The sequence below is a fragment of the bacterium genome, from assembly GCA_022616075.1.
Classification (GTDB): domain Bacteria; phylum Acidobacteriota; class HRBIN11; order JAKEFK01; family JAKEFK01; genus JAKEFK01.
The window spans coordinates 25,004-44,438 of record JAKEFK010000266.1 but is presented as its reverse complement, the minus strand read 5'-3'; the positions used below and the strand labels follow the sequence as shown (position 1 = coordinate 44,438).

The following is a 19,435-nucleotide window of genomic DNA, read 5'->3' as shown; positions in this document are numbered from 1 at the left end:
GAACATGGGAAAGGTAATCGCCGTAGTCAACCAGAAAGGGGGCGTAGGGAAGACCACCACCGTCGTGAATCTGTCTGCTTCGCTGGCGGCGGCCGAGCGGGAAACGCTCGTTGTGGATCTCGATCCCCAGGGTAACACCACCAGTGGATTTGGTGTCTCCAAAACACATCAGGACAACATCTACCACGGCCTCCTGTTTTCCCGTCCTCTCGTCGAGCTCTATATCACGACGCAGCTGGAACACCTGAAACTGGTGCCTTCGCACCGAGACTTGACCGGGGCAGAAGTTGAGTTGCAAACCATACCTGAAAGGGAGCAGCGCCTGAAACTACTCCTCGAACCGATACGGGCTCATTTTGATTACACTCTGATCGATTGTCCTCCTTCGCTCGGTATTTTGACTCTCAATGCACTCTGCGCCGCTGATTCGGTGCTCGTCCCCATTCAGTGCGAGTACTTCGCTCTGGAGGGACTCGCCGACTTGCTGGAAACGCTCCGGCGTGTTCAGCATCAGTTGAACCCGCAACTCGCTATGGAAGGGATCCTGCTTACCATGTACGATGAACGAACAAATCTTTCCCGGCAGGTGAGAGAGGACCTCTCCAAACATTTCGGCGATTCGTTGTTAAAAACCATGATTCCGCGCAACATCCGGTTGGGGGAAGCTCCCTCGTTTGGAAAACCAGTGTTGCTCTATGATATAAAATCCAAAGGGGCAGAAGCTTATTTGCATCTTGCCCGGGAGATTATCGCCCATGGCAACCAAAAGAAAAGCGCTCGGTAAAGGGCTCGGCGCCTTGCTCCCGTCGGTTCCAGCAGGGGCTGCCGAGAAGACGTACATGGAGCTGCCCATCGATGAAATCATGCCAAACAAGTATCAGCCGAGGACGAACTTCAATGATGAGTCCTTGAACGAGCTGGCTCAGTCGATCAAGAGTGACGGCGTGATCCAGCCTGTGATTGTACGGCGGTCCGGAACCGGATATGAGCTGATTACGGGGGAGCGTCGTTGGCGAGCTGCAAAAAAGGCCGGGCTGAGGACAATTCCCGCGGTGGTGCGGGACGTCTCTGAGTTTCGAACTCTGGAATGGGCGCTCATCGAGAACATTCAGCGTCAGGACCTGAATCCCCTTGAAGAGGCGACTGCTTATGCCAGCCTGATTGACGATTTTCACCTGACGCAGGAAGAACTGGCGCAGCGCGTGGGAAAAGACCGGTCTTCCATCGCTAACTATCTGCGTTTACTTAAGTTACCGGCAGAAATAAAAGAAAAAATTGAACGCAATGAACTAACCATGGGACACGCCCGGGCTTTAATCAGCCTGGAGAAAGCGAAGGACCAGCTTGAACTGGCAAACAGAATCATTTCTGAACAGCTGAACGTGCGACAGGTTGAGAGCCTAATCCGGTCGGGAAAAGGTTCCAGGAAGAAGAGGAAAGGTGGTTCCGGAACTGCAGCACAGGACCCGAATGTCCGGGCTGCCCAGCAAAAGCTGCAGGAATATCTGGGTACGAAGGTCCTTATCGGTCCTTCTAAAATTGAAATCCACTACGAAAATCCCGACGATCTGATCCGGATCTACGAGAAACTAATAGGTTAGTTCTAATGAAGTAGTTGCAGAGCATTTGCCACAGCAAATGTTGTTTTGTTGCCTGAAACGGCACACAGTGATTGAATCCGGACGGACCGTATGGGCAAATGCTCTGCCATTACACACCTTGACTTCGACCCTCCCTCCTCTATAATGTTTTACTTTTAAGAGAGAATCCACTATCATAGCCAATGAGTATTCGTCTTTTTTGATGGCATCCAAGGAGTAAATTGTGAAAGTACTGTTGATCAATCCCCCTGCAACCATGACGTTGTCCGGGAATCTGCCTACAGTTGTTGATGAAGAACGTGGTCATAATCCCCCGCTGGGTATTCTTTATTTAGCCGCTTTTCTCCGGAGAGAAAAAGTCTGTGACGTCGAAGTCATTGATGCTCAGGTCGAAGAGCTGGATTATCCCGGCTTGAAAGAAAGAATCCGCAATGTAAACGCGGATATGGTTGGCATCAGTGCGATGACATTTACTCTCCTGGATTGCATCAAAGTGGCGCGCATCGTAAAAGAGCTCCATCCAAACATTCCCATTGCATGGGGCGGTTCTCATATTCATATCTATGCTGACGAAACCATTCGCCTTCCGGAAGCAGATTTTTGCTTTACCGGTGAAGGGGAGCACGCTTTTGTAGAATTGATCAAAGTCTTGCACAAACCTGACGAATGGGACAAGATCCAGGGCCTCGTTTTCAGGCGCAATGGAAAAATTGTCCGCACTCCTACTCGTAAACTTCTTGCGAATGATGATTTGGATTTGCTTCCTTTTCCCGCGCGCGAGCTTGTTCCTTACCAGAAGTACAGCTCGGTCATGGCCAAACGGGATCCGATCACAACGATGTTCACGAGCCGGGGTTGTCCTTTCCGTTGCAGTTTCTGCGATCGCCCGCATCTGGGCAAAAACTTCCGCGCGAATTCTCCGAATTACGTCGTCAATGAAATGGAAGAATGCATCAACATGGGCATTCGCGAATTCCTAATCTACGATGATACCTTCACGGTTGACAAGAAGCGCGTTCATGCGATTTGCGATGAGATCCTGCGGCGCAAACTGGATATCGGCTGGGATGTCCGCGCAAAAGTAAACACGATCGATGCAGATCTGTTAAAACACATGAAAGCGGCTCACTGCGAACGCATTCACTACGGCGTCGAAGCCGGAACGGACCGGATCATGAAGGTTCTCCGGAAAGGAATCACAACAGAAGAGACCCGGAAAGTCTTTAAAATGACGAAAGAAGCCGGAATTGATACTCTTGCGTATTTCATGATCGGTTCTCCGAGCGAAACCCGCGATGAAATCAGACAGACCTTCGAGTTCATGCAGGCGCTGGATCCCGATTACACACACATCACGATCCTCACTCCATTTCCTGCTACGGAAATCTACTATCAGGGTTTGAGCAGCGGTTTGCTGAAAGAAGATTACTGGAAGAATTTTGCGCTCAACCCGAATCCGGAATTCAAGCCGAAGTTCTGGACAGAAGTTTTGAGTGAGGCGGAACTGAACCAGTTGATTGTGGAAGCGTACCGCTCTTTCTACTCGCGTCCTTCTTACATCTTCAAGAAAATGGTTCAGTTGCGCAGCTTCTCTGAGCTAAGACGCAAGGTGAAAGCCGGATTCCGCATTCTTACAATGTCTCCGGCCCCTGCCTCCGCCTAACCACGCAAAGACTCCGACGCGCACAGACGCGCGACGCCAGACTCGTTGACGCATAAGTTAGCGTGTGCTAGATTACTTGCTTTGCAAAGCACGTTCATGCGAGGCGAAGTGTGGAACACAGCATCACGCACGAGATTACACTGCTCATTTTACAACTCGCATTTATTATTTTCATAGCCCGTATTTTCGGGGAGATCTTTGAAAGATTTCTGAAGCAGCCTGCGGTCTTGGGTGAGTTAATTGCGGGAGTTCTGTTTGGTCCTTATTTGTTGGGGGCCACGATTGCTTTTCCCGGAATCGGACCGTTGTTTCCGCCGCTTGGCGCTGGCTCGCTGGAAACTCAATCTCACATTCCGATTCCACTTTCGCTCTACGGAATCGCACAGATTGCTTCCATTTTACTTTTGTTTGTTGCCGGACTGGAGACGAACCTTGCAAGTTTCCTGCGCTTTGCCGGCAAGGCAAGCGTTGTGGGTGGCGCAGGGATCGTTCTCCCATTTTTCCTGGGCGCAGCGACAACAGTCTGGTTCGGTTTTGCTGACAGTTTTTTGGATGGACCTGCGTTGTTCATGGGCGCCATCATGGCAGCGACTTCTGTGGGGATTACGGCTCGCGTTCTCAGTGATATCAAGAAGCTTGACACTCCGGAAGGGATCACAATTCTTGGCGCGGCAGTAGTGGATGATGTTCTGGGGATTCTAGTGCTCGCAATCATTGTGAACCTGGCGCAATCCGGCACTCTCAATCTTGTAGATGTTGGCTGGATCGCTTTGAAAGCGATAGGAATTTGGGTTGGCCTTTCTGCTTTCTTCATTTTACTGGCGCCCTGGCTCACGCGAATCTGGTCCTGGTTTCGCGGATCCGGATCCGCGCTCGTTCTAACTTTTTTTGCCTGTTTGATCGCTGCGGTCTTATGCGAACTGGTTGGATTGGCGATGATTATAGGTGCATACAGTGTCGGCCTCGCATTTTCTAATACACCCATCGCTCAAAAATTGATCGATGAACTGCGCGGGGTTTATCATCTCTTTGTTCCGGTCTTCTTTGTAGTGCTCGGGATGCTGGTCAACATCGATGCAATGAGTGCTGCATTGAAATTTGGACTCGTGATTTCGTTGTTTGCAATCTTAGGAAAAATAGTGGGCTGCGGAATCGCCGGGCTGGGATGCGGTTTCAACATGCTGGGAGCATACCGCATTGGAGTGGGCATGGTCCCGCGCGGTGAAGTTGCTCTGATCATTGCCGGTTATGGTTTAACACGGGGTGTGGTGAATCAGGACATGTTTGGTGTTGCTATACTCATGACTCTGGTCACGACTGTGCTCGCGCCGGTTTTTCTGGTTCGGGCCTTCAGAAATCAAAAATCAGGTTCAAGGATGGTTCATGCTAATTGAAGTTCGCGGTTCTGAAGAGATGCTCGATGAGATTCGATTGTTCTTTGAAGATGAATTACAAAAGACAGGATATGGAACCGGACCGAGGTTGGGGTCGATGGATGCCGGCATCCTCCTGAGTTTTGTAAAGGGGGATGCAATCGTCAGCATGCAGGTTACGGAAGAATCGGAAGCCGGAGTGACTACGTTAAGGATTGAAGCCGAACACGAGATCCCCGAGCTCCATGAATTGTGGGATTCGGCTTTGATTCGTTATGGAAAGAAAGTGATGAGTACTCTTATTGATTTTGCATCGGAGAAAACAAGAGTAGAGCAGGGCTTTAAATAATGGAGATTTTTCCCAACTGGACTTTTGTACCGATCGTTTTTTTCTTGATCGTCCTTACTTTTATTTTGAACCGGACATACTTTCGCCCCCTGGGAAAAACGCTGGAAGAAAGGCATCGGAGAATCGGTGGAGCCCGCAGCGAAGCAGAAGAGATCAAGAAAGCTTCGCAGGAGAAAGCTCTGGAGTTTGAACGCAGACTACGCGATGCAAGACGCGAAGCAGATCAGCAAATTGCCCAAGTAAAAACGGCGGCACTGGGAGAAAAAAATCAAGTGGTCGCGCATCAACGTTCGGAAACTGAAAAGATGCTGCAGGAAGCAAGAGCGGATATCCGGGCGAAAACAGAGGAAGCACGGCGTTCACTCGAATCACAGGCGCAGACATTCGCGGCGCGAATCGCTTCACAAATCTTAAAAAGACCCATCCAACGAAAAGGATCTTTATGAGAAAACTGATTCTGGTTTTTGTCTTTCTTTTTCTTGTAGGAGGCTCGCTCTGGGCTGCGGAGGAGGCGGCTCACGGCGCGGAAGGCGAACACCACGAGACCATCTGGCAGACTATTGGAAAGTGGGTAAATTTCGCGGCGCTTGTGTCCATCCTTTATTTGTTTCTCAATAAATCTATTCGTGTTCAAGACAAATTCAAAGCTGAAGCGGACGAAATCCGGCGTTCCATCGAAAGCGCCAGGGAAGCAAAGGAAGAAGCCGAACGCCAGCTGCAGGCCATGGATCAACGCATGCAGTTGATGAGCCAGGAGGTCACGCGAATCAAAACTCAGGCGTTACAAGATGCCGAAGAAGAAAAGAAAAGGATTCTTGACTCGGCCCAAAAAGAAGCGCAGAGAATCGTGGAGATGGCTCACCGCGAAGTGGACAACGAAGTCAGGTTGGCCCGCAAAGTGCTGCGCAGGCACGCTGCAGATCTTTCCGTTCAGCAGGGCCAGAAAATCATTGAACAGGAAATCAACGACGAAGACCAGCGACGTCTGGTCAAGACTTACATCGAAGAGTTTGGAAAGTGAAAAGAGATATTTTGATCAGTACCATTGCCCGCCGTTACTCGCGCGCCATGCTGGAAGTCTCCATCAAACAACGCAATTTTTCTACAGTTTTAGAAGAGTTGGAAAATTTTGCTGGCTTGCTCGGCTCCACCCCTCATCTCCGGACGCTCTTTGCAAACCCCGCAATTTCGTCTGAAGCCAAACAGCGAGTGTTGAAGGAGCTCAGCGCCAGGGCCAAATACCTGGAGCTGACTTTCAATTTCTTAAAAACGTTAATCCACAGGGACCGTTTGAATCTTCTGGATCAGGTGATCGTTTCAGCTGAGCAGCAATTCCTGGAGAAGCAGGGAATCATGGTGATCGAAGTCATCACGGCGCAGAGACTGTCGCAAGAAGAGGAGAGCCGCCTGGTGGAAAAACTTCAAGGTTTTACAGGTAAGAAAGTGCAGTTAGAAAATCGCGTGGATCCTTCTTTAATTGGCGGAGTCATTACCCGCATTGGCACGACTTTATATGACGGCAGCGTTCAGGCGCAGCTGGAACAATTGAGAGCGAAGATTCAGGAGGCATAGATGGCAGCAACCATTCGAGCGGAAGAAATTACATCCATCATTCAGCAGGAGATCGAAGGATATCAAACAGTACTGGATGTAAAAGAAGTTGGCACTGTGTTGTCTGTGGGAGATGGCATTGCGCGCATTCATGGTTTGGAAAAGGTCATGTACGGTGAGCTGATCGATTTTCCGCACAACGTTGTCGGCATCGCAATGAACCTCGAAGAAGATAACGTTGGCACAGTGTTGCTTGGAGAATTCGCAAAAATCAAAAGCGGAGATCAGGTCAAGCGCACCAAGCGGATCATGTCGGTTCCGGTGGGTGAGGAAATGGTTGGGCGTGTGGTGAATGCAATCGGTGAACCACTCGATGGGAAAGGTCCGATTGCTGCCACAGAATTCTCTCCCGTGGAACGAATTGCACCCGGAGTCATTGATCGCCAGCCCGTGAATCAACCGCTGCAAACCGGATTAAAGGCGATCGATTCGATGATTCCGATCGGACGTGGTCAGCGCGAACTAATCATCGGTGACCGTCAGACCGGAAAGACTGCAGTAGCACTCGACACGATTTTGAATCAGAAGGACAGCGAGGTCATCTGTATTTATGTTGCGATCGGGCAAAAGAATTCAACGATCGCACAGGTAGTTAAAATCTTGCAGGATAACGACGCGATGCGCTACAGTGTCGTGGTTGCCGCGCCGGCCAGCGAGCCGGCTCCGATGCTTTACATTGCTCCGTATGCCGGTTGCGCGATCGGTGAATACTTCCGTGACAAAGGAAAACATGCACTCGTAATTTATGATGATCTTTCCAAACACGCCGCGGCTTACCGGGAGCTTTCTCTCGTATTACGTCGTCCTCCCGGACGGGAAGCTTACCCGGGAGATGTCTTTTATTTGCATTCCCGTTTGTTGGAGAGAGCTGCGAAAATGAATGATGAAAAGGGCGCAGGCTCACTCACAGCGTTGCCGATTATTGAAACGCAAGCGGGTGATGTCTCTGCGTACATTCCCACAAACGTAATTTCAATTACTGATGGTCAGATTTATCTGGAATCGGATCTTTTCTACTCCGGTATCCGCCCCGCCATCAACGCAGGTCTTTCCGTTTCCCGCGTTGGTGGAGCTGCTCAGATCAAAGCAATGCGCCAGGTTGCAGGTATGTTGCGACTCGAACTTGCTCAGTACCGCGAACTGGCCGCTTTTGCACAGTTCGGTTCTGATCTGGATGCTGCAACACAAAGACAGTTAGCACGCGGTCAGCGTTTGACGGAAATCCTCAAGCAGAATCAGTACGCGCCGCTAACAACCGACAAACAAATCATGACAATCTTCGCGGCTACGGCCGGCTATCTGGACGATCTTCCGATAGAGGCTGCGCGAAAATTTGAAGACGGCCTGCACCAATTCTTAGACAATCAGCGACCGCAGCTTGGAAAAATGCTTCTGCAGAAAAAGCAGATCGATGACGAGCTAAGAAAAGCGATGAACGAGGCTCTCGGCGATTACAAAGCCACGTTTGTGGAAACCTACAAAAAGTAAAAATTATGCCGGCACTCATTGATCTTCGCAGAAGAATCCGAAGCGTAAAGAGCACGCAGCAAATTACGAAGGCCATGAAAATGGTTTCCGCTGCGCGTTTACGACGCTCCCAGGAAAGAATGATGGCCGCAAGACCTTTTGCAGCAAAGATGCTGCAGGTGTTGACGAGTCTTGCAACGCGCGCGAATCCCGAAAACCATCCGTTATTGAAAGTGAAAGGGGACCAGAACGTCGAGCTGATGGTGGTCACTGCCGACCGTGGATTGTGCGGATCGTTCAATGCGAATCTAATCAAGGCAGCGCTTCTGTTCCTGGAAGAAAGACGTAATTACAATCTCACTCTTCATCTGGCAGGCAAGAAAGGTTACGAATTTTTCAAGAAACGGAAGTATGTGATCTCACATCATTACCTGAATATTTTCCGGAATCCGCAGTATCACCATGCGAAAGAGATTGCGCAAAAATCGATCCATTCTTATCTGGAAGGGAATCTGGATGCAATCTATCTGATATACAACGAATTTAAATCGATGCTTCAGCAGCGAATCGTTGTGCAGCGTTTGCTGCCGCTGGAAAGATTGCCCGAAGCAACTGCGGAACAAACACTGGATTACATTTATGAACCGGATGCGGCTACCATTTTCGACAGACTCTTGCCGCTGCATCTCGAGATCCAGATCTATCGCGCATTGCTGGAGTCCGCGGCCGCAGAACATGCCGCCCGCATGGCTGCTATGGATGCAGCTACGAACAATGCAAAAGATATGATCGAAGCATTAACGCTGAAAATGAATAAGATCCGCCAGGCCGCAATTACCAAGGAAATCATCGAAGTGGTAGGCGGAGCCGAAGCATTATCCTAGAGGTCAAAAATGGCAACACCCGATTTTGAATACAAAGGCATCGGAACGATCGTGCAGGTGATCGGACCTGTCATCGATGTGCAATTTGAAGATGAACAATTACCGCTGATTTATAACGCGGTTCGCGTTTTTGATGAAAGCACGAATAACGTGCAGGTCGATATCTTTGCAGAAGTGGAGCAGCATCTGGGTGAGAATCGAGTGCGTGCCGTTTCGATGGAACCGACCGAAGGATTGATCCGCGGCATGAAGGTTTACGATACAGGAAAGCCGATCACTATACCTGTAGGCCGAGCAACGCTCGGCCGTGTGATGAACGTAATCGGAAAACCGGTGGATATGCTCGGGCCGATTGAAGCGAAGGCCTTTTATCCCATTCACAGACTCGCTCCGACGGTTGAAGAGCAGGACACGGGCTTGAGCATGCTGGAAACCGGGATCAAGGTCATCGATCTGCTGGAGCCATATCTAAAAGGTGGAAAGATCGGTCTGTTCGGCGGCGCCGGTGTTGGAAAAACAGTCATCATTATGGAGCTGATCAACAACATTGCGACGAAACATGGCGGCTTTTCTGTTTTTGCGGGAGTCGGTGAACGAACCCGCGAAGGAAATCAACTTTGGCTGGAAATGAAAGAGTCAGGTGTTATCGATAAAGCCGCATTGATTTACGGTCAGATGACGGAACCTCCTGGAGCGCGATTGCGAGTGGGTCTGACTGGCCTCACTGTCGCGGAATATTTTCGCGATGAAGAAGGCCAGGATGTTTTGTTTTTTATCGATAATATTTTCCGTTTCACTCAGGCTGGATCGGAAGTTTCCGCGTTGCTCGGCCGCATGCCATCCGCCGTGGGCTATCAGCCGACACTGGCAACGGAGATGGGTGTGCTGCAAGAACGGATCACTTCAACGAAAAAAGGTTCGATCACATCCGTGCAGGCGATTTATGTGCCTGCCGATGATTACACCGATCCTGCGCCGGCAACTGCCTTCGCTCATTTGGACGCTACGACCAATCTTTCGCGTCCGATTGCAGAGCTTGGAATTTATCCTGCAGTCGATCCGCTTGCATCCACATCGCGCATCCTGGATCCGCGCGTTCTTGGTGATGAACATTATGGAGTGGCTCGCGGAGTTCAGGGGGTCTTGCAGAAATACAAAGATCTTCAAGATATCATCGCGATTCTTGGAATCGATGAACTTTCAGAAGAAGACAAGCTCGTGGTTGCCCGCGCAAGAAAGATTCAGAAGTTCCTGTCTCAACCCTTCTTTGTTGCGGAACAATTCACCGGCACGCCAGGAAAATACGTGAAGCTGGAAGATACGATTCGCGGATTCAAAGAAGTCGTGCAAGGGAAGTACGATGAAATTCCGGAGCAGGCCTTCTACATGAAAGGCGGAATCGATGAAGTGCTGGAAGCTGCGGAAGTGATGAAAGGCGAATAATGGCAACTCTCCCTACAAGTATCCGGCTGGAAATTGTTACACCGGAACGTTTGCTTCTTTCAGAAGAGGTGCAGGAAGTAACCATTCCCGGTTCAGAAGGGTATCTGGGTGTCTTGCCAGGGCATCTTCCTTTGCTGACAACTCTGGGTGTGGGCGTTCTCAGTTATCATCAGGCGGGCAAAAAACATAGCTTTGCTGTGAGCGGCGGATTTGCGGAAGTGCTCGGTGATCGCGTGATCGTTCTTGCAGAAACTGTGGAACGTCCGGAAGAAATTGATGTGCAGCGCGCGCAGGAAGCAAAACAAAAAGCTGAACAATTGCTCCATTCCAAAGAACAAATCGATGTTGAAGCAGCAATGGCTTCGCTGTTAAAAGCTACCACCCGCATTCAAGTCGCCGAAATGCGTTCCTAGTTCGTTTGTAGTAGCGATTTCAAGTCGCTATATCAGGTTGACTTTTGCCAGAAGACTTTCCTATATATTCCAGCAGTGGGTTGCACAGAATCAGGATGATTCGTTTTCCCTGAGAGCGCAAAGCTTTCTGCGATTCAATGTTTATCGTATTGTATCAAGCCCACACGCACTAAGTAGATTTCCTGTTTTGAGGATTGGAGGAGGTTAACTTCATGAGAAAATCTTATGTTTTTTTCTTTCTCGTTTTTGTTCTGACGGCTGCGTACGCGGCTGCTCAGAGCAAATACATTCCAGCAAAAAAGAATCCTGTGAAGGGCCAATACATCGTTGTGTTGGATGAAAAATTCCTATCCGGTCCATCTGGGGTCCGTCAGACAGCAAAAGACCTCGGGTTCCGGTACAACGGGAAGATCCGCAACCTTTACGAACATGCCCTCAAGGGTTTTTCTATCCGGATGCCGGAAGCACGCGCGCGACAGCTAAGCGCCGATACTCGCGTAAAATTTGTGGAAGAAGATAGTGTGGTCAGGACATTTGCCACTCAATCGCCCGCCACGTGGGGACTGGACCGTATCGATCAGCGGAATCTGCCGCTGAATAACACCTATGTGTACAACGCTACAGGCGCAGGTGTGCACGCTTACATTATTGATACCGGGATTCGTGCAACACACACCGAGTTCTCCAGTCGGATGGGAAATGGATTCACTTCAATCAATGATGGAAATGGAACCAACGATTGTCATGGCCACGGCACGCACGTGGCCGGGACGACTGGTGGAACCACATACGGAGTTGCAAAATCAGTTGTCTTGCATCCGGTACGCGTTCTAAACTGCAGCGGCTCCGGCACATGGGAGCAAGTCATTGCCGGAGTGGACTGGGTTACTGCTAATGCTGTGGATCCCGCCGTAGCCAACATGAGTTTAGGTGGTGGCGCAAATTCAGCCGTGGATACCGCTGTGACAAATTCCATAGCATCCGGCGTTACGTATGCAATTGCAGCAGGAAACAGCAACGCGGATGCTTGTGGTTTCTCACCGGCAAGAACGCCCAACGCAATAACGGCTGGTGCCACTACGATCAGCGATGCGCGTTCCTCATTCTCGAACTTTGGAACGTGTTTGGATATTTTTGCTCCCGGTTCGAGTATCACTTCCGCTTGGAACACCAGCGATACCGCAACGAATACGATCAGTGGAACTTCGATGGCTTCGCCGCACGTTGCGGGTGCCGCGGCCTTGTATCTGGAAGGGAATCCGACAGCCAGTCCTGCAGCTGTCGCCAACGCATTGACGAGTAATGCAACAGCTGGAGTTGTAACCAGTCCGGGAACCGGTTCACCCAATCTCTTGCTTTACACAGGCTTTATCGGAGGCGGTGGTGGATGTTCTCAAACCGCTAACCTGTCCAGTTCACTGAACGCCAAGAACAATACAAAGACTTCTGCTCTTACACCCGCTTTCACAATTGGTTCGGCTAGCAGTGCGCAGCTCAATTGGAGTCTCAGCGGTAACACCAACCTTACAGACTGTGCACAAATCGTTTTGCGCGCTCCCGATTCATCGACTCAAGTTGTGAAGCCTTTTAGCCAGGCCAATGATGGTACTGAATCAGTGTTGAGTCTTTATCAATCAGCCGGTCCGGGAACCTATACATTGGAGCTAACCGAAGCAACTGGTTGCGGAAACAACGGTCGCAATGCAAGGATTACAAGCGCGAGTATGCAGGTTCAAGGCAGTTCCTGTCCTTAGAATCTCAGCAATACAAGTAAAGGGCGGCTTTACTCGCCGCCCTTTTCCTTTTTACCTCAGCAGCAATGATATAATCCACTGACGTGATTACTGCTTCGCGCTGACGTACGACATGAGCCTGCAACCTGGTCAGCACCTGGGTCCTTACGAAATTGAAAAACTTCTCGGTCGGGGAGGAATGGGCGAGGTTTATCTTGCCAGAGACACACGTTTGAACCGCCGCGTGGCAATCAAAGTTCTCCCTTCCGAGATCTTACCTGGCTCCGACTTGATGCGACGCTTTCGCAGGGAAGCAGGGTTCGCTGCGGCGTTGAACCATCCCAACATTTGCACCATCCATGAAACGGGAGAATTGGACGGACAGACGTACATCTGCATGGAGTATGTTGAAGGAATAACCCTGAACGAACGCATCAAACAGTCACGAATGGAATTGCCGGAGATTCTGGATGTAGCGATTCAGATCGCTGACGCGCTGGATGAAGCTCGCAAAAAAAATATTATTCATCGCGATATCAAGAGCGTGAACATCCTGTTATCCGACCGGGATCGCGTGAAGATTCTTGATTTCGGTCTTGCAAAACAAATGCGTGACTCGGAGCAATGGAGCGAACAGGCAACTGAACCTTACTTGAGTCAAACGGGAGATGTACGCGGCACGCCTGCATTCATGTCACCCGAACAGGCCCTGGGGAAAAAGATCGATCATCGTAGTGACATTTTTTCTTTTGGAGTTGTTCTGTATCAAATGCTCACTGGACGGTTACCCTTCACCGGAAGCTCCACAACCGAAGTGGTCGATTCGATTTTACACAAGGCGCCCACTCCCGTGACGCGCTTTAATGATGATGTTCCGGTGGAGCTCGTGCGCGTGCTGAACAAAATGCTCGAAAAAGATCCGGAAATGCGCTATCAGTCCGTGCATGAAGTCTGGGCAGATCTAAAACGGATCAAAGCAGAAACCGGCGAGGGAAAGGCGTTCGATCGCAAGAAGGCCTGGGGCTACGCAGCGACTGCTGCGGCGATTTTGATTGCTGTAGCAATCGGATGGATCTATTTCCCGCGTAATGAGGTTAAGCCATCAATCTCGCAACCGGCGGTTGCAAAGAAGGAACAGCATTCTCTTGCAGTCCTCCTTTTTCGTTATACAGGAAACGATCCCTCACGGAATTATCTTGGGATCCTTGTCACTGATGGTTTGATTGCCGGTTTGCAAACCGTGCCGGGTCTTGCAATCGCTCCTTATGCAAACGTGCGCGAGATTAAAGAATCGACTCCCATTAAAGAGATCGCGGGGGATCTCGGCGTTCGTTGGATCATTAAAGGAAACGTCACTGTGCAAGGCGAGAACACACAAGTCACAACGGAGGTTTACTCCGCTGATGGTTCGCGAATCTTGAATCAAAAACTTATCGGATCGCCGGTAGCAACCCTGGATCTCATCAAAAAGAGCATTTTAAGCGCCATTGAAGTTAATACAGCTCCCCCCAAGGATATAGAGCAGGTGCGTACGCCCAGCATGGATGCCTACAAAACGTATCTCGACGCGAGAAATCACGAGGAAGGCTGGGACGTGGAAGGTAATCAGGAAGAGGCCATCAGATTGTATCGCGAAGCTCTTCAAATCGATCCTGATTTTGCGGCTGCTCATGCTCGCCTTGCTATGGCTCTTGTAAGGCAATTTCATCTTTTGCACCACCCTTCGTTACTTTCATCATCCAGCGAAGAAGCGAAACGCGCTCTTGCATTAGATTCGGATTTGCCTGAGGCTTTGCTTGCTCATGGAATAGTACAGTTAGAAAGCGGAAACTCAGCAGAGGCAAAGAACGCCTTTGCCAGAGCACTATCTCTTGCCCCCGGAGATGATTCAGCGTGTAAGAATCTAGCCACCGTGTATTCTTCACTCGGACGGAATAGAGAAGCACGGGAAATGTATCAACGTTCAATTGATCTGCGTCCCAACTACTGGGTAAATCATTATGAATTAGGTAGGTTCGAATCACAGCTTGGCGGCGATCTCAAATCCGCTAAATTGCATCTCGAAAGGGCAATTGAACTCCATGCGGAAGGATTTGCTCCTTTGGTCATGTTAGGGCTTGTCCATTACAATCTTGGAAATCTTGAAGACGCAGAAATCTCTTTCCGCAGGTCGTTAGAGCGCTCTCCTAATAGATATGCATATAACAATCTGGGATTGATTCACTACTATCGAGGTCAATATGATCTCGCCTTAAGAAACTGGCAGACACTTCTAAACGAAATGCCGGACCGGCCGGTGTACCAGAACAATGTAGGTGATGCACTACGACAATTGAAGCAATTGGATCAGGCGAACGCAATGTATCTCAAAGCCATCAGTGCATTTCGGGAAGCTTTAAAACTGAATCGTTTAGATGATGACAGCCGGGCTGGGTTAGGAATGGCTCTGGCAGGAGTAGGACAATGCAAAGAGGCGTTCGATCAGACGCGCGAGGTTTTATCTCGGCACGCGGACAGTCCTGAATTAACTGCTTATGCGGCAATTACAGTCAGCCGTTGTGGTGATTACAATTGGGCAAAACAGATTGTGCTGGCTTCTATCGCCAGAGATAATCTATCCATGATCCAGTTTGACCCTGATTTAGAGCCGGTCAGACGACTACCGGATGTTAAACAAGCTCTGTCGCGCGTTCAGCAACTTACTTCCTCGGCGGGACCTCAACCATAGGATCTTTTTTATCCGGTGGTCCACCTAAACAAGACACTGAATACTTGTAATACCCACCATAGTCCCCTACGGTGGCGACAATGCTCGTTTCACTTTCGTATTCAGGTTGGTCAAACGGGATCGGGTCCGCGTCTTTCCATTTGAAGAAGAAAACTTGTTCTTTCAATTCATGAATTTTAATCCTTTTGCCAGCAGGAAGATTCCACGTAATGGTACCTCCTTTTTTGACGCATATTTCATTCTTGTCAACCGATGCCGGATCACACGAAATCGTCACATTCTCAATGTTTTTACAATGCGATGGTGCTGCCAGCAGCCACGAAACGGCAAACAAAAAGACTCCTGCAAAAACTATCGGCACTATCAACTGTAGCGACAGCAGCGAAATGCCGGCAAGGCCAGGTGGTGTCACTGCCCGTAAAATAAGAAAGGCAACAATCCCGGCAACAATAGCCAACACAAGCGAGATGATCAGTCTGCTGTGGGGAAAGAAAAGATCAAAAGTAAGGAACCAAACAGCGAGCGAAACAAGCAGAGCAATAACAAGGGACCTTTGCATGGTGAACCCCCATTAGCGAGCTAGATTCATAGAAACATATCCTATTACAGCTTTACGGTGAATGACAGCGGTCAGTGGATTCTGGTGAGCCCCGGCAGCAGATCGAAACCGATATCGAACGTTAGAATCTGAACAATTTCATGTTTTTGCATGATGGAAGCATGAAGAGCGTCCCGCGCTGACAATTTCTTGTAACCGAGGAGAAGCTCTTTTGCTTTCTGCACATCGGATAGATCAACCGGTAGCACCCGATCCACAATACCGAGCAAAGCATCGAAACAAGGCTGTATTGCATCCCGCCTTTTAATCGCGGTGTACCGGTGAAGAATTTCTTGCAAAACTTCGGTGTCGGTAACAAGGCGTTCCTCCTGCAAGATCAGTTCATGACAGAGACGAATCGCTCTAATTTTTAGTGGATGTTCTTTTCCGATCAGGTACATCGGAATGTTGGAATCGATCAGTACCATCGGAAGTCTCTCCATAACCGGATTCGATTTCGGCCAGCAGAATGTCCAGATCGGCGATCGGGAAGGAATATTTGGCGGCCCTTTCAATGACTTTCAGTTTCTCGGACGCGTCGTCCGCGCTTCTTTGAGGAACCGCATCCTGTAATAGCTCCCGTACGAATCTCCCTAGCGTCTGCTTTCGGCGCTTTGCCATCCTCTGTACTCGAACGTACTCCGCGTCCGAGAGTACGACTTGCAACCGCTTACTCATGAAATGAGTATAGCATACTCATTTTGTGCTCATATGTGAGTAAAATGGGAATATGAGAGAATGGGTCTATGAAAACTGTATTTCTTTCATTGGCCATTTTCTTTTGCGCGAGCGCATTTGGCGCTGATGCTCCGCTGAACGTCGGATTTCTGGTTCTACCGTCCGTATACAACAGCGAGCTGATGGCTCCATACGACATATTTCATCACACTGTGTTTCACACAAAACCGGGGATGCGCGTGTTTACTGTTTCCGAGAATCAGAAGGCGATCCGGACATTCGAAGGATTGCACCTTGGAATCGAATACACTTTCGCAGACGCACCGGCGATTGATGTCCTTGTGATTCCCAGCGCCGAACACAACATGGATGCCGATCTGCAGAATCAGGCGGTGCGGAACTGGGTAAAGAAGACAGCGGACAAGGCCAGGTACGTCGTGACGCTGTGTGATGGCGCTTTCATTCTTGCCAATACGGGTTTGCTGGATGGTAAGAAGGCGACAACCTTTCCGTCGGATATTGACGCGTTCAGAAAGCAGTTTCCCAAAATAAATACTCTGGAAAACTATAGTTTTGTTCACGATGGAAAGTATTTGACGTCACAGGGGGGCGCGCGCAGTTATGATGTTGCCATGTATCTGGTGGACCTCCTTTACGGTGAGAAGGTCGCGGCGGGAGTCGGGCGTGGTCTGATTATTTCATGGCCGCAGCCGGGCTTAACTTATCACCGGGCGGGACAGTAAACCTTTGAGTTTGTCGGGATTACTAATAATGTAGATAGATTGGATGGTATTGCCGGCCACTTCGGGAACGATCACACTGTGAGGCTGGTTGCCGATATAAAACGCAATTCCCGGAACACCGTTCACTTCTACATAGGACATTGTCAGACCGGCCGGAAGTTTCGGCATCACTCCCAGAATAAAGCGGGACACCCTGTCGGCTCCAAGGATGGGATTCAAAGCTGCGGCAACTTTTCCGCCGCCATCAGAGATGAGAGTCGCATCCTCTTTGAGTAACCTGAGCAATCCTTGCAGATCTCCGCTGGAGGAAGCATGGACGAACTCATTCAGCAAGCGGTCTCTGTCTGCGCGAGACGTTTCAAATCGGGGCCTGCGCTCAGAAATTTGTTTTCGAGCGCGCCGGACGAGCTGTCTGCAATTCTGTTCGTTTTTCATAATGATTTCTGCAATCTCCGAAAATTCGAATTCGAAAACTTCCCGCAGAAGAAATACGGCACGCTCAGCCGGAGAGAGAGATTCCATCAGTAATAGAAATCCCATTGCAAGACTTTCTGCGAATCTTGAATCGAGATCCGGTTGAGTGAAAACCGGTTCGGGCAGCCATGGCCCGACATATTGTTCGCGTTTTACCCGGGCGGATTGAAGGTGATCCAGGCAGAGACGCGTGAGAGTTGTAGCCAGATAGGACTTTGGAGCGTGCACATCCACCTCCGAAGGTTTATGCCAACGCAGAAAAGTTTCCTGCACCATGTCTTCCGCGTCGGAGATCGTTCCCAGCATGCGGTAAGCCATGGAAAAAAGCATCGCCCGGTATTGCTCAAAGATTTGAAGGCGATCCTCTAACATCTAGGCCACTTTTTGCGCTTTGTCTTGCTTGTTGAGTATGATTTCCGCAGCCTTTTTCGCGCTTGCAAAACTTGCATCGCACAGCATCCCGCGATCCCCTACCCAATCTCCACATAGATACAAACCGGCCACTTCCTTCACTTCTACAGCCGGCCTTCCCTGAAATCCGTTTGCAGCGGCCGTCACTTCTGCGGTTGCAACTGTCATTTTTGGAAGATAACTGTAAGCGACTAGCTCGTTCTTCCATCCCGGTTGGCAAATGTCTAGAAATTGTTCCAGCTCCAAGCGATCTGATTCAGCATGCGATTCCTTTCCGGGCACTAAGTATTTTCCAGCGTGGATCAATGCCGCGCCTTTTTCCATTGTGAGTTTGGCCCACGCGGAATGTACGGACAGGTACCAAGGTGAATCCATGCCGAATGCAGCGAGAAGTTTTGGGAAGGGAAGCCTATTGAGTCCGACAGTCAGAGCAGCCATTTTCACCGGCATCAAATCCAGCTGAGGAAGTCCCAACAATCTTGCTGCTTCGGTGGCGCTAGTCGCCAGAATGACGTTATTCGCAAGATAAGACTCACCGTTTGCCAGGTCGACGCCACGCACAGATGATTCCCGATCGATTCTCTCTACCGGTCTCTGCGTCAATATTTGAACTCCGGCATCTTCCGCTGCTGCGCGCAAACCATCCACCAGAACTTGCCACCCGTGATCCAAATACAGGACGCCCTTGGCAAGTACCATCTGCAATTGCGATAACGCTGCGCCAGCGCTCAGATTCTCGGCGTCGTTGGTGTATGTCGCAATGCGCAATAACATGGTCACAAAGTCTCGAACTTCCTGGTGTTGAAATGTCTGATCGAGCCAGTGTTTTAGATTTTGATTTTGCAGCTCCGCCGTTTGAGTCTTCTCCACATTCTTGAAGAACCGGATGAGTTCGAATTTGCATCGCCAGGAATCAAAGAGATTAGACCCGGTTAGTGAGAAGGGCTCGTACGGAAGTTTCGTGAGTTTATTCTTGTAGAAAACGTGACTTCTTTTAGCTGAGGGCGATTTACCAGTGAACTTGATGCCGAGTTCACTCAAGATCTTGAATCCTTCTCCACTCCGGTAGAGCGCGTGTGGCCCGAGATTCATCTGAAATCCAGCTTCATTCTCCGTTACTGCGCGCCCGCCTGCGCGTGTAGATTTCTCAAATAGAATTATAGATTTACCGCCGCGTGCAAGAAATGTTGCAGCCGTCAATCCGGCCAGACCGCCTCCAATAACAATTGCATCGAAGTTCTGTTTCATCGTGTACTCCTGGCAAAG

At 49.7% G+C, this 19,435-nt stretch carries 20 protein-coding genes; 15 read left to right on the top strand and 5 right to left on the bottom strand.

Translation table 11 applies throughout. The annotated features are described in order from the left end of the window. Window positions 1-4 precede the first annotated feature (4 nt). The 14 genes from L0156_22140 to L0156_22075 all read left to right on the top strand — a co-directional run bounded on the left by L0156_22140 (window position 5) and on the right by L0156_22075 (window position 15,265). On the top strand, window positions 5-784 hold the full coding sequence (locus L0156_22140; protein ID MCI0605697.1) for an AAA family ATPase: 780 nt from the start codon (window positions 5-7) through the stop codon (window positions 782-784). Further along, window positions 756-1,601 carry a ParB/RepB/Spo0J family partition protein gene (locus L0156_22135; protein ID MCI0605696.1) on the top strand — a complete coding sequence of 282 codons (846 nt, stop codon included), beginning with the start codon at window positions 756-758 and terminating at the stop codon, window positions 1,599-1,601. Before L0156_22140 ends, L0156_22135 begins: the two co-directional genes overlap by 29 nt. Before the next feature lie 223 nt (window positions 1,602-1,824). Next, on the top strand, window positions 1,825-3,264 hold the full coding sequence (locus tag L0156_22130; GenBank protein ID MCI0605695.1) for a B12-binding domain-containing radical SAM protein: 1,440 nt from the start codon (window positions 1,825-1,827) through the stop codon (window positions 3,262-3,264). A gap of 110 nt (window positions 3,265-3,374) precedes the next feature. Beyond that, entirely contained in the window at window positions 3,375-4,658 is a 1,284-nt protein-coding gene (locus L0156_22125) for a cation:proton antiporter (protein MCI0605694.1), read from the top strand. Beyond that, window positions 4,648-4,986, top strand: coding sequence for a hypothetical protein (locus L0156_22120; GenBank protein MCI0605693.1), 339 nt, complete (start codon window positions 4,648-4,650; stop codon window positions 4,984-4,986). The genes L0156_22125 and L0156_22120 overlap by 11 nt, the downstream gene beginning before the upstream one ends. Continuing rightward, a complete protein-coding gene (locus L0156_22115; protein ID MCI0605692.1) occupies window positions 4,986-5,432 on the top strand; it encodes an ATP synthase F0 subunit B in 447 nt (148 codons plus the stop codon). Before L0156_22120 ends, L0156_22115 begins: the two co-directional genes overlap by 1 nt. After that, complete coding sequence (locus L0156_22110) at window positions 5,429-6,007, top strand: ATP synthase F0 subunit B (GenBank protein MCI0605691.1); 579 nt, start codon at window positions 5,429-5,431, stop codon at window positions 6,005-6,007. The genes L0156_22115 and L0156_22110 overlap by 4 nt, the downstream gene beginning before the upstream one ends. After that, window positions 6,004-6,558: an ATP synthase F1 subunit delta gene (gene atpH, locus L0156_22105; GenBank protein MCI0605690.1), complete on the top strand. Its 555-nt coding sequence runs from the start codon at window positions 6,004-6,006 to the stop codon at window positions 6,556-6,558. The genes L0156_22110 and atpH overlap by 4 nt, the downstream gene beginning before the upstream one ends. Then, entirely contained in the window at window positions 6,559-8,085 is a 1,527-nt protein-coding gene (gene atpA, locus L0156_22100; protein MCI0605689.1) for a F0F1 ATP synthase subunit alpha, read from the top strand. Between the two features lie 5 nt (window positions 8,086-8,090). After that, complete coding sequence (gene atpG / locus L0156_22095) at window positions 8,091-8,948, top strand: ATP synthase F1 subunit gamma (GenBank protein ID MCI0605688.1); 858 nt, start codon at window positions 8,091-8,093, stop codon at window positions 8,946-8,948. 9 nt (window positions 8,949-8,957) lie between these two features. Continuing rightward, a complete protein-coding gene (atpD, locus tag L0156_22090) occupies window positions 8,958-10,391 on the top strand; it encodes a F0F1 ATP synthase subunit beta (protein MCI0605687.1) in 1,434 nt (477 codons plus the stop codon). After that, entirely contained in the window at window positions 10,391-10,804 is a 414-nt protein-coding gene (locus tag L0156_22085; protein MCI0605686.1) for a F0F1 ATP synthase subunit epsilon, read from the top strand. The genes atpD and L0156_22085 overlap by 1 nt, the downstream gene beginning before the upstream one ends. A gap of 212 nt (window positions 10,805-11,016) precedes the next feature. Continuing rightward, window positions 11,017-12,558, top strand: coding sequence for a S8 family peptidase (locus tag L0156_22080; protein MCI0605685.1), 1,542 nt, complete (start codon window positions 11,017-11,019; stop codon window positions 12,556-12,558). Window positions 12,559-12,670: 112 nt separating this feature from the next. After that, complete coding sequence (locus L0156_22075; protein MCI0605684.1) at window positions 12,671-15,265, top strand: protein kinase; 2,595 nt, start codon at window positions 12,671-12,673, stop codon at window positions 15,263-15,265. Here L0156_22075 and L0156_22070 read toward each other — a convergent pair. The 3 genes from L0156_22070 to L0156_22060 form a co-directional block, all read right to left on the bottom strand. Beyond that, window positions 15,237-15,824 carry a hypothetical protein gene (locus L0156_22070; protein ID MCI0605683.1) on the bottom strand — a complete coding sequence of 196 codons (588 nt, stop codon included), beginning with the start codon at window positions 15,822-15,824 and terminating at the stop codon, window positions 15,237-15,239. The genes L0156_22075 and L0156_22070 overlap by 29 nt on opposite strands. A gap of 71 nt (window positions 15,825-15,895) precedes the next feature. Continuing rightward, window positions 15,896-16,291 (bottom strand): type II toxin-antitoxin system VapC family toxin, encoded by a 396-nt coding sequence (locus tag L0156_22065; GenBank protein ID MCI0605682.1) that lies wholly within the window; start codon window positions 16,289-16,291, stop codon window positions 15,896-15,898. Continuing rightward, window positions 16,227-16,541 carry a hypothetical protein gene (locus L0156_22060; protein MCI0605681.1) on the bottom strand — a complete coding sequence of 105 codons (315 nt, stop codon included), beginning with the start codon at window positions 16,539-16,541 and terminating at the stop codon, window positions 16,227-16,229. The genes L0156_22065 and L0156_22060 overlap by 65 nt, the downstream gene beginning before the upstream one ends. A gap of 68 nt (window positions 16,542-16,609) precedes the next feature. Between L0156_22060 and L0156_22055 the strand changes: the two genes are divergently transcribed. After that, complete coding sequence (locus tag L0156_22055) at window positions 16,610-17,284, top strand: DJ-1/PfpI family protein (GenBank protein MCI0605680.1); 675 nt, start codon at window positions 16,610-16,612, stop codon at window positions 17,282-17,284. On the opposite strand, the gene L0156_22050 is transcribed toward L0156_22055, so the two are convergent. After that, window positions 17,258-18,130 (bottom strand): RNA polymerase sigma-70 factor, encoded by an 873-nt coding sequence (locus L0156_22050; GenBank protein MCI0605679.1) that lies wholly within the window; start codon window positions 18,128-18,130, stop codon window positions 17,258-17,260. The genes L0156_22055 and L0156_22050 overlap by 27 nt on opposite strands. Continuing rightward, the gene (locus tag L0156_22045) at window positions 18,131-19,417 is read right to left on the bottom strand and encodes an FAD-dependent oxidoreductase (GenBank protein ID MCI0605678.1); all 1,287 of its coding nucleotides are present in this window, start codon (window positions 19,415-19,417) and stop codon (window positions 18,131-18,133) included. It abuts the gene before it with no gap. Window positions 19,418-19,435: the final 18 nt, after the last annotated feature.

Coding starts and splice junctions, on each gene's coding strand:
- L0156_22140 (MCI0605697.1), top strand. CDS start 5: ATGGGAAAGGTAATCGCCGTAGTCAACCAGAAAGGGGGCGTAGGGAAG.
- L0156_22135 (MCI0605696.1), top strand. CDS start 756: ATGGCAACCAAAAGAAAAGCGCTCGGTAAAGGGCTCGGCGCCTTGCTC.
- L0156_22120 (MCI0605693.1), top strand. CDS start 4,648: ATGCTAATTGAAGTTCGCGGTTCTGAAGAGATGCTCGATGAGATTCGA.
- L0156_22115 (MCI0605692.1), top strand. CDS start 4,986: ATGGAGATTTTTCCCAACTGGACTTTTGTACCGATCGTTTTTTTCTTG.
- L0156_22110 (MCI0605691.1), top strand. CDS start 5,429: ATGAGAAAACTGATTCTGGTTTTTGTCTTTCTTTTTCTTGTAGGAGGC.
- atpA (MCI0605689.1), top strand. CDS start 6,559: ATGGCAGCAACCATTCGAGCGGAAGAAATTACATCCATCATTCAGCAG.
- atpG (MCI0605688.1), top strand. CDS start 8,091: ATGCCGGCACTCATTGATCTTCGCAGAAGAATCCGAAGCGTAAAGAGC.
- atpD (MCI0605687.1), top strand. CDS start 8,958: ATGGCAACACCCGATTTTGAATACAAAGGCATCGGAACGATCGTGCAG.
- L0156_22085 (MCI0605686.1), top strand. CDS start 10,391: ATGGCAACTCTCCCTACAAGTATCCGGCTGGAAATTGTTACACCGGAA.
- L0156_22080 (MCI0605685.1), top strand. CDS start 11,017: ATGAGAAAATCTTATGTTTTTTTCTTTCTCGTTTTTGTTCTGACGGCT.
- L0156_22075 (MCI0605684.1), top strand. CDS start 12,671: ATGAGCCTGCAACCTGGTCAGCACCTGGGTCCTTACGAAATTGAAAAA.
- L0156_22070 (MCI0605683.1), bottom strand. CDS start 15,824: ATGCAAAGGTCCCTTGTTATTGCTCTGCTTGTTTCGCTCGCTGTTTGG.
- L0156_22065 (MCI0605682.1), bottom strand. CDS start 16,291: ATGGTACTGATCGATTCCAACATTCCGATGTACCTGATCGGAAAAGAA.
- L0156_22060 (MCI0605681.1), bottom strand. CDS start 16,541: ATGAGTAAGCGGTTGCAAGTCGTACTCTCGGACGCGGAGTACGTTCGA.
- L0156_22055 (MCI0605680.1), top strand. CDS start 16,610: ATGAAAACTGTATTTCTTTCATTGGCCATTTTCTTTTGCGCGAGCGCA.
- L0156_22050 (MCI0605679.1), bottom strand. CDS start 18,130: ATGTTAGAGGATCGCCTTCAAATCTTTGAGCAATACCGGGCGATGCTT.
- L0156_22045 (MCI0605678.1), bottom strand. CDS start 19,417: ATGAAACAGAACTTCGATGCAATTGTTATTGGAGGCGGTCTGGCCGGA.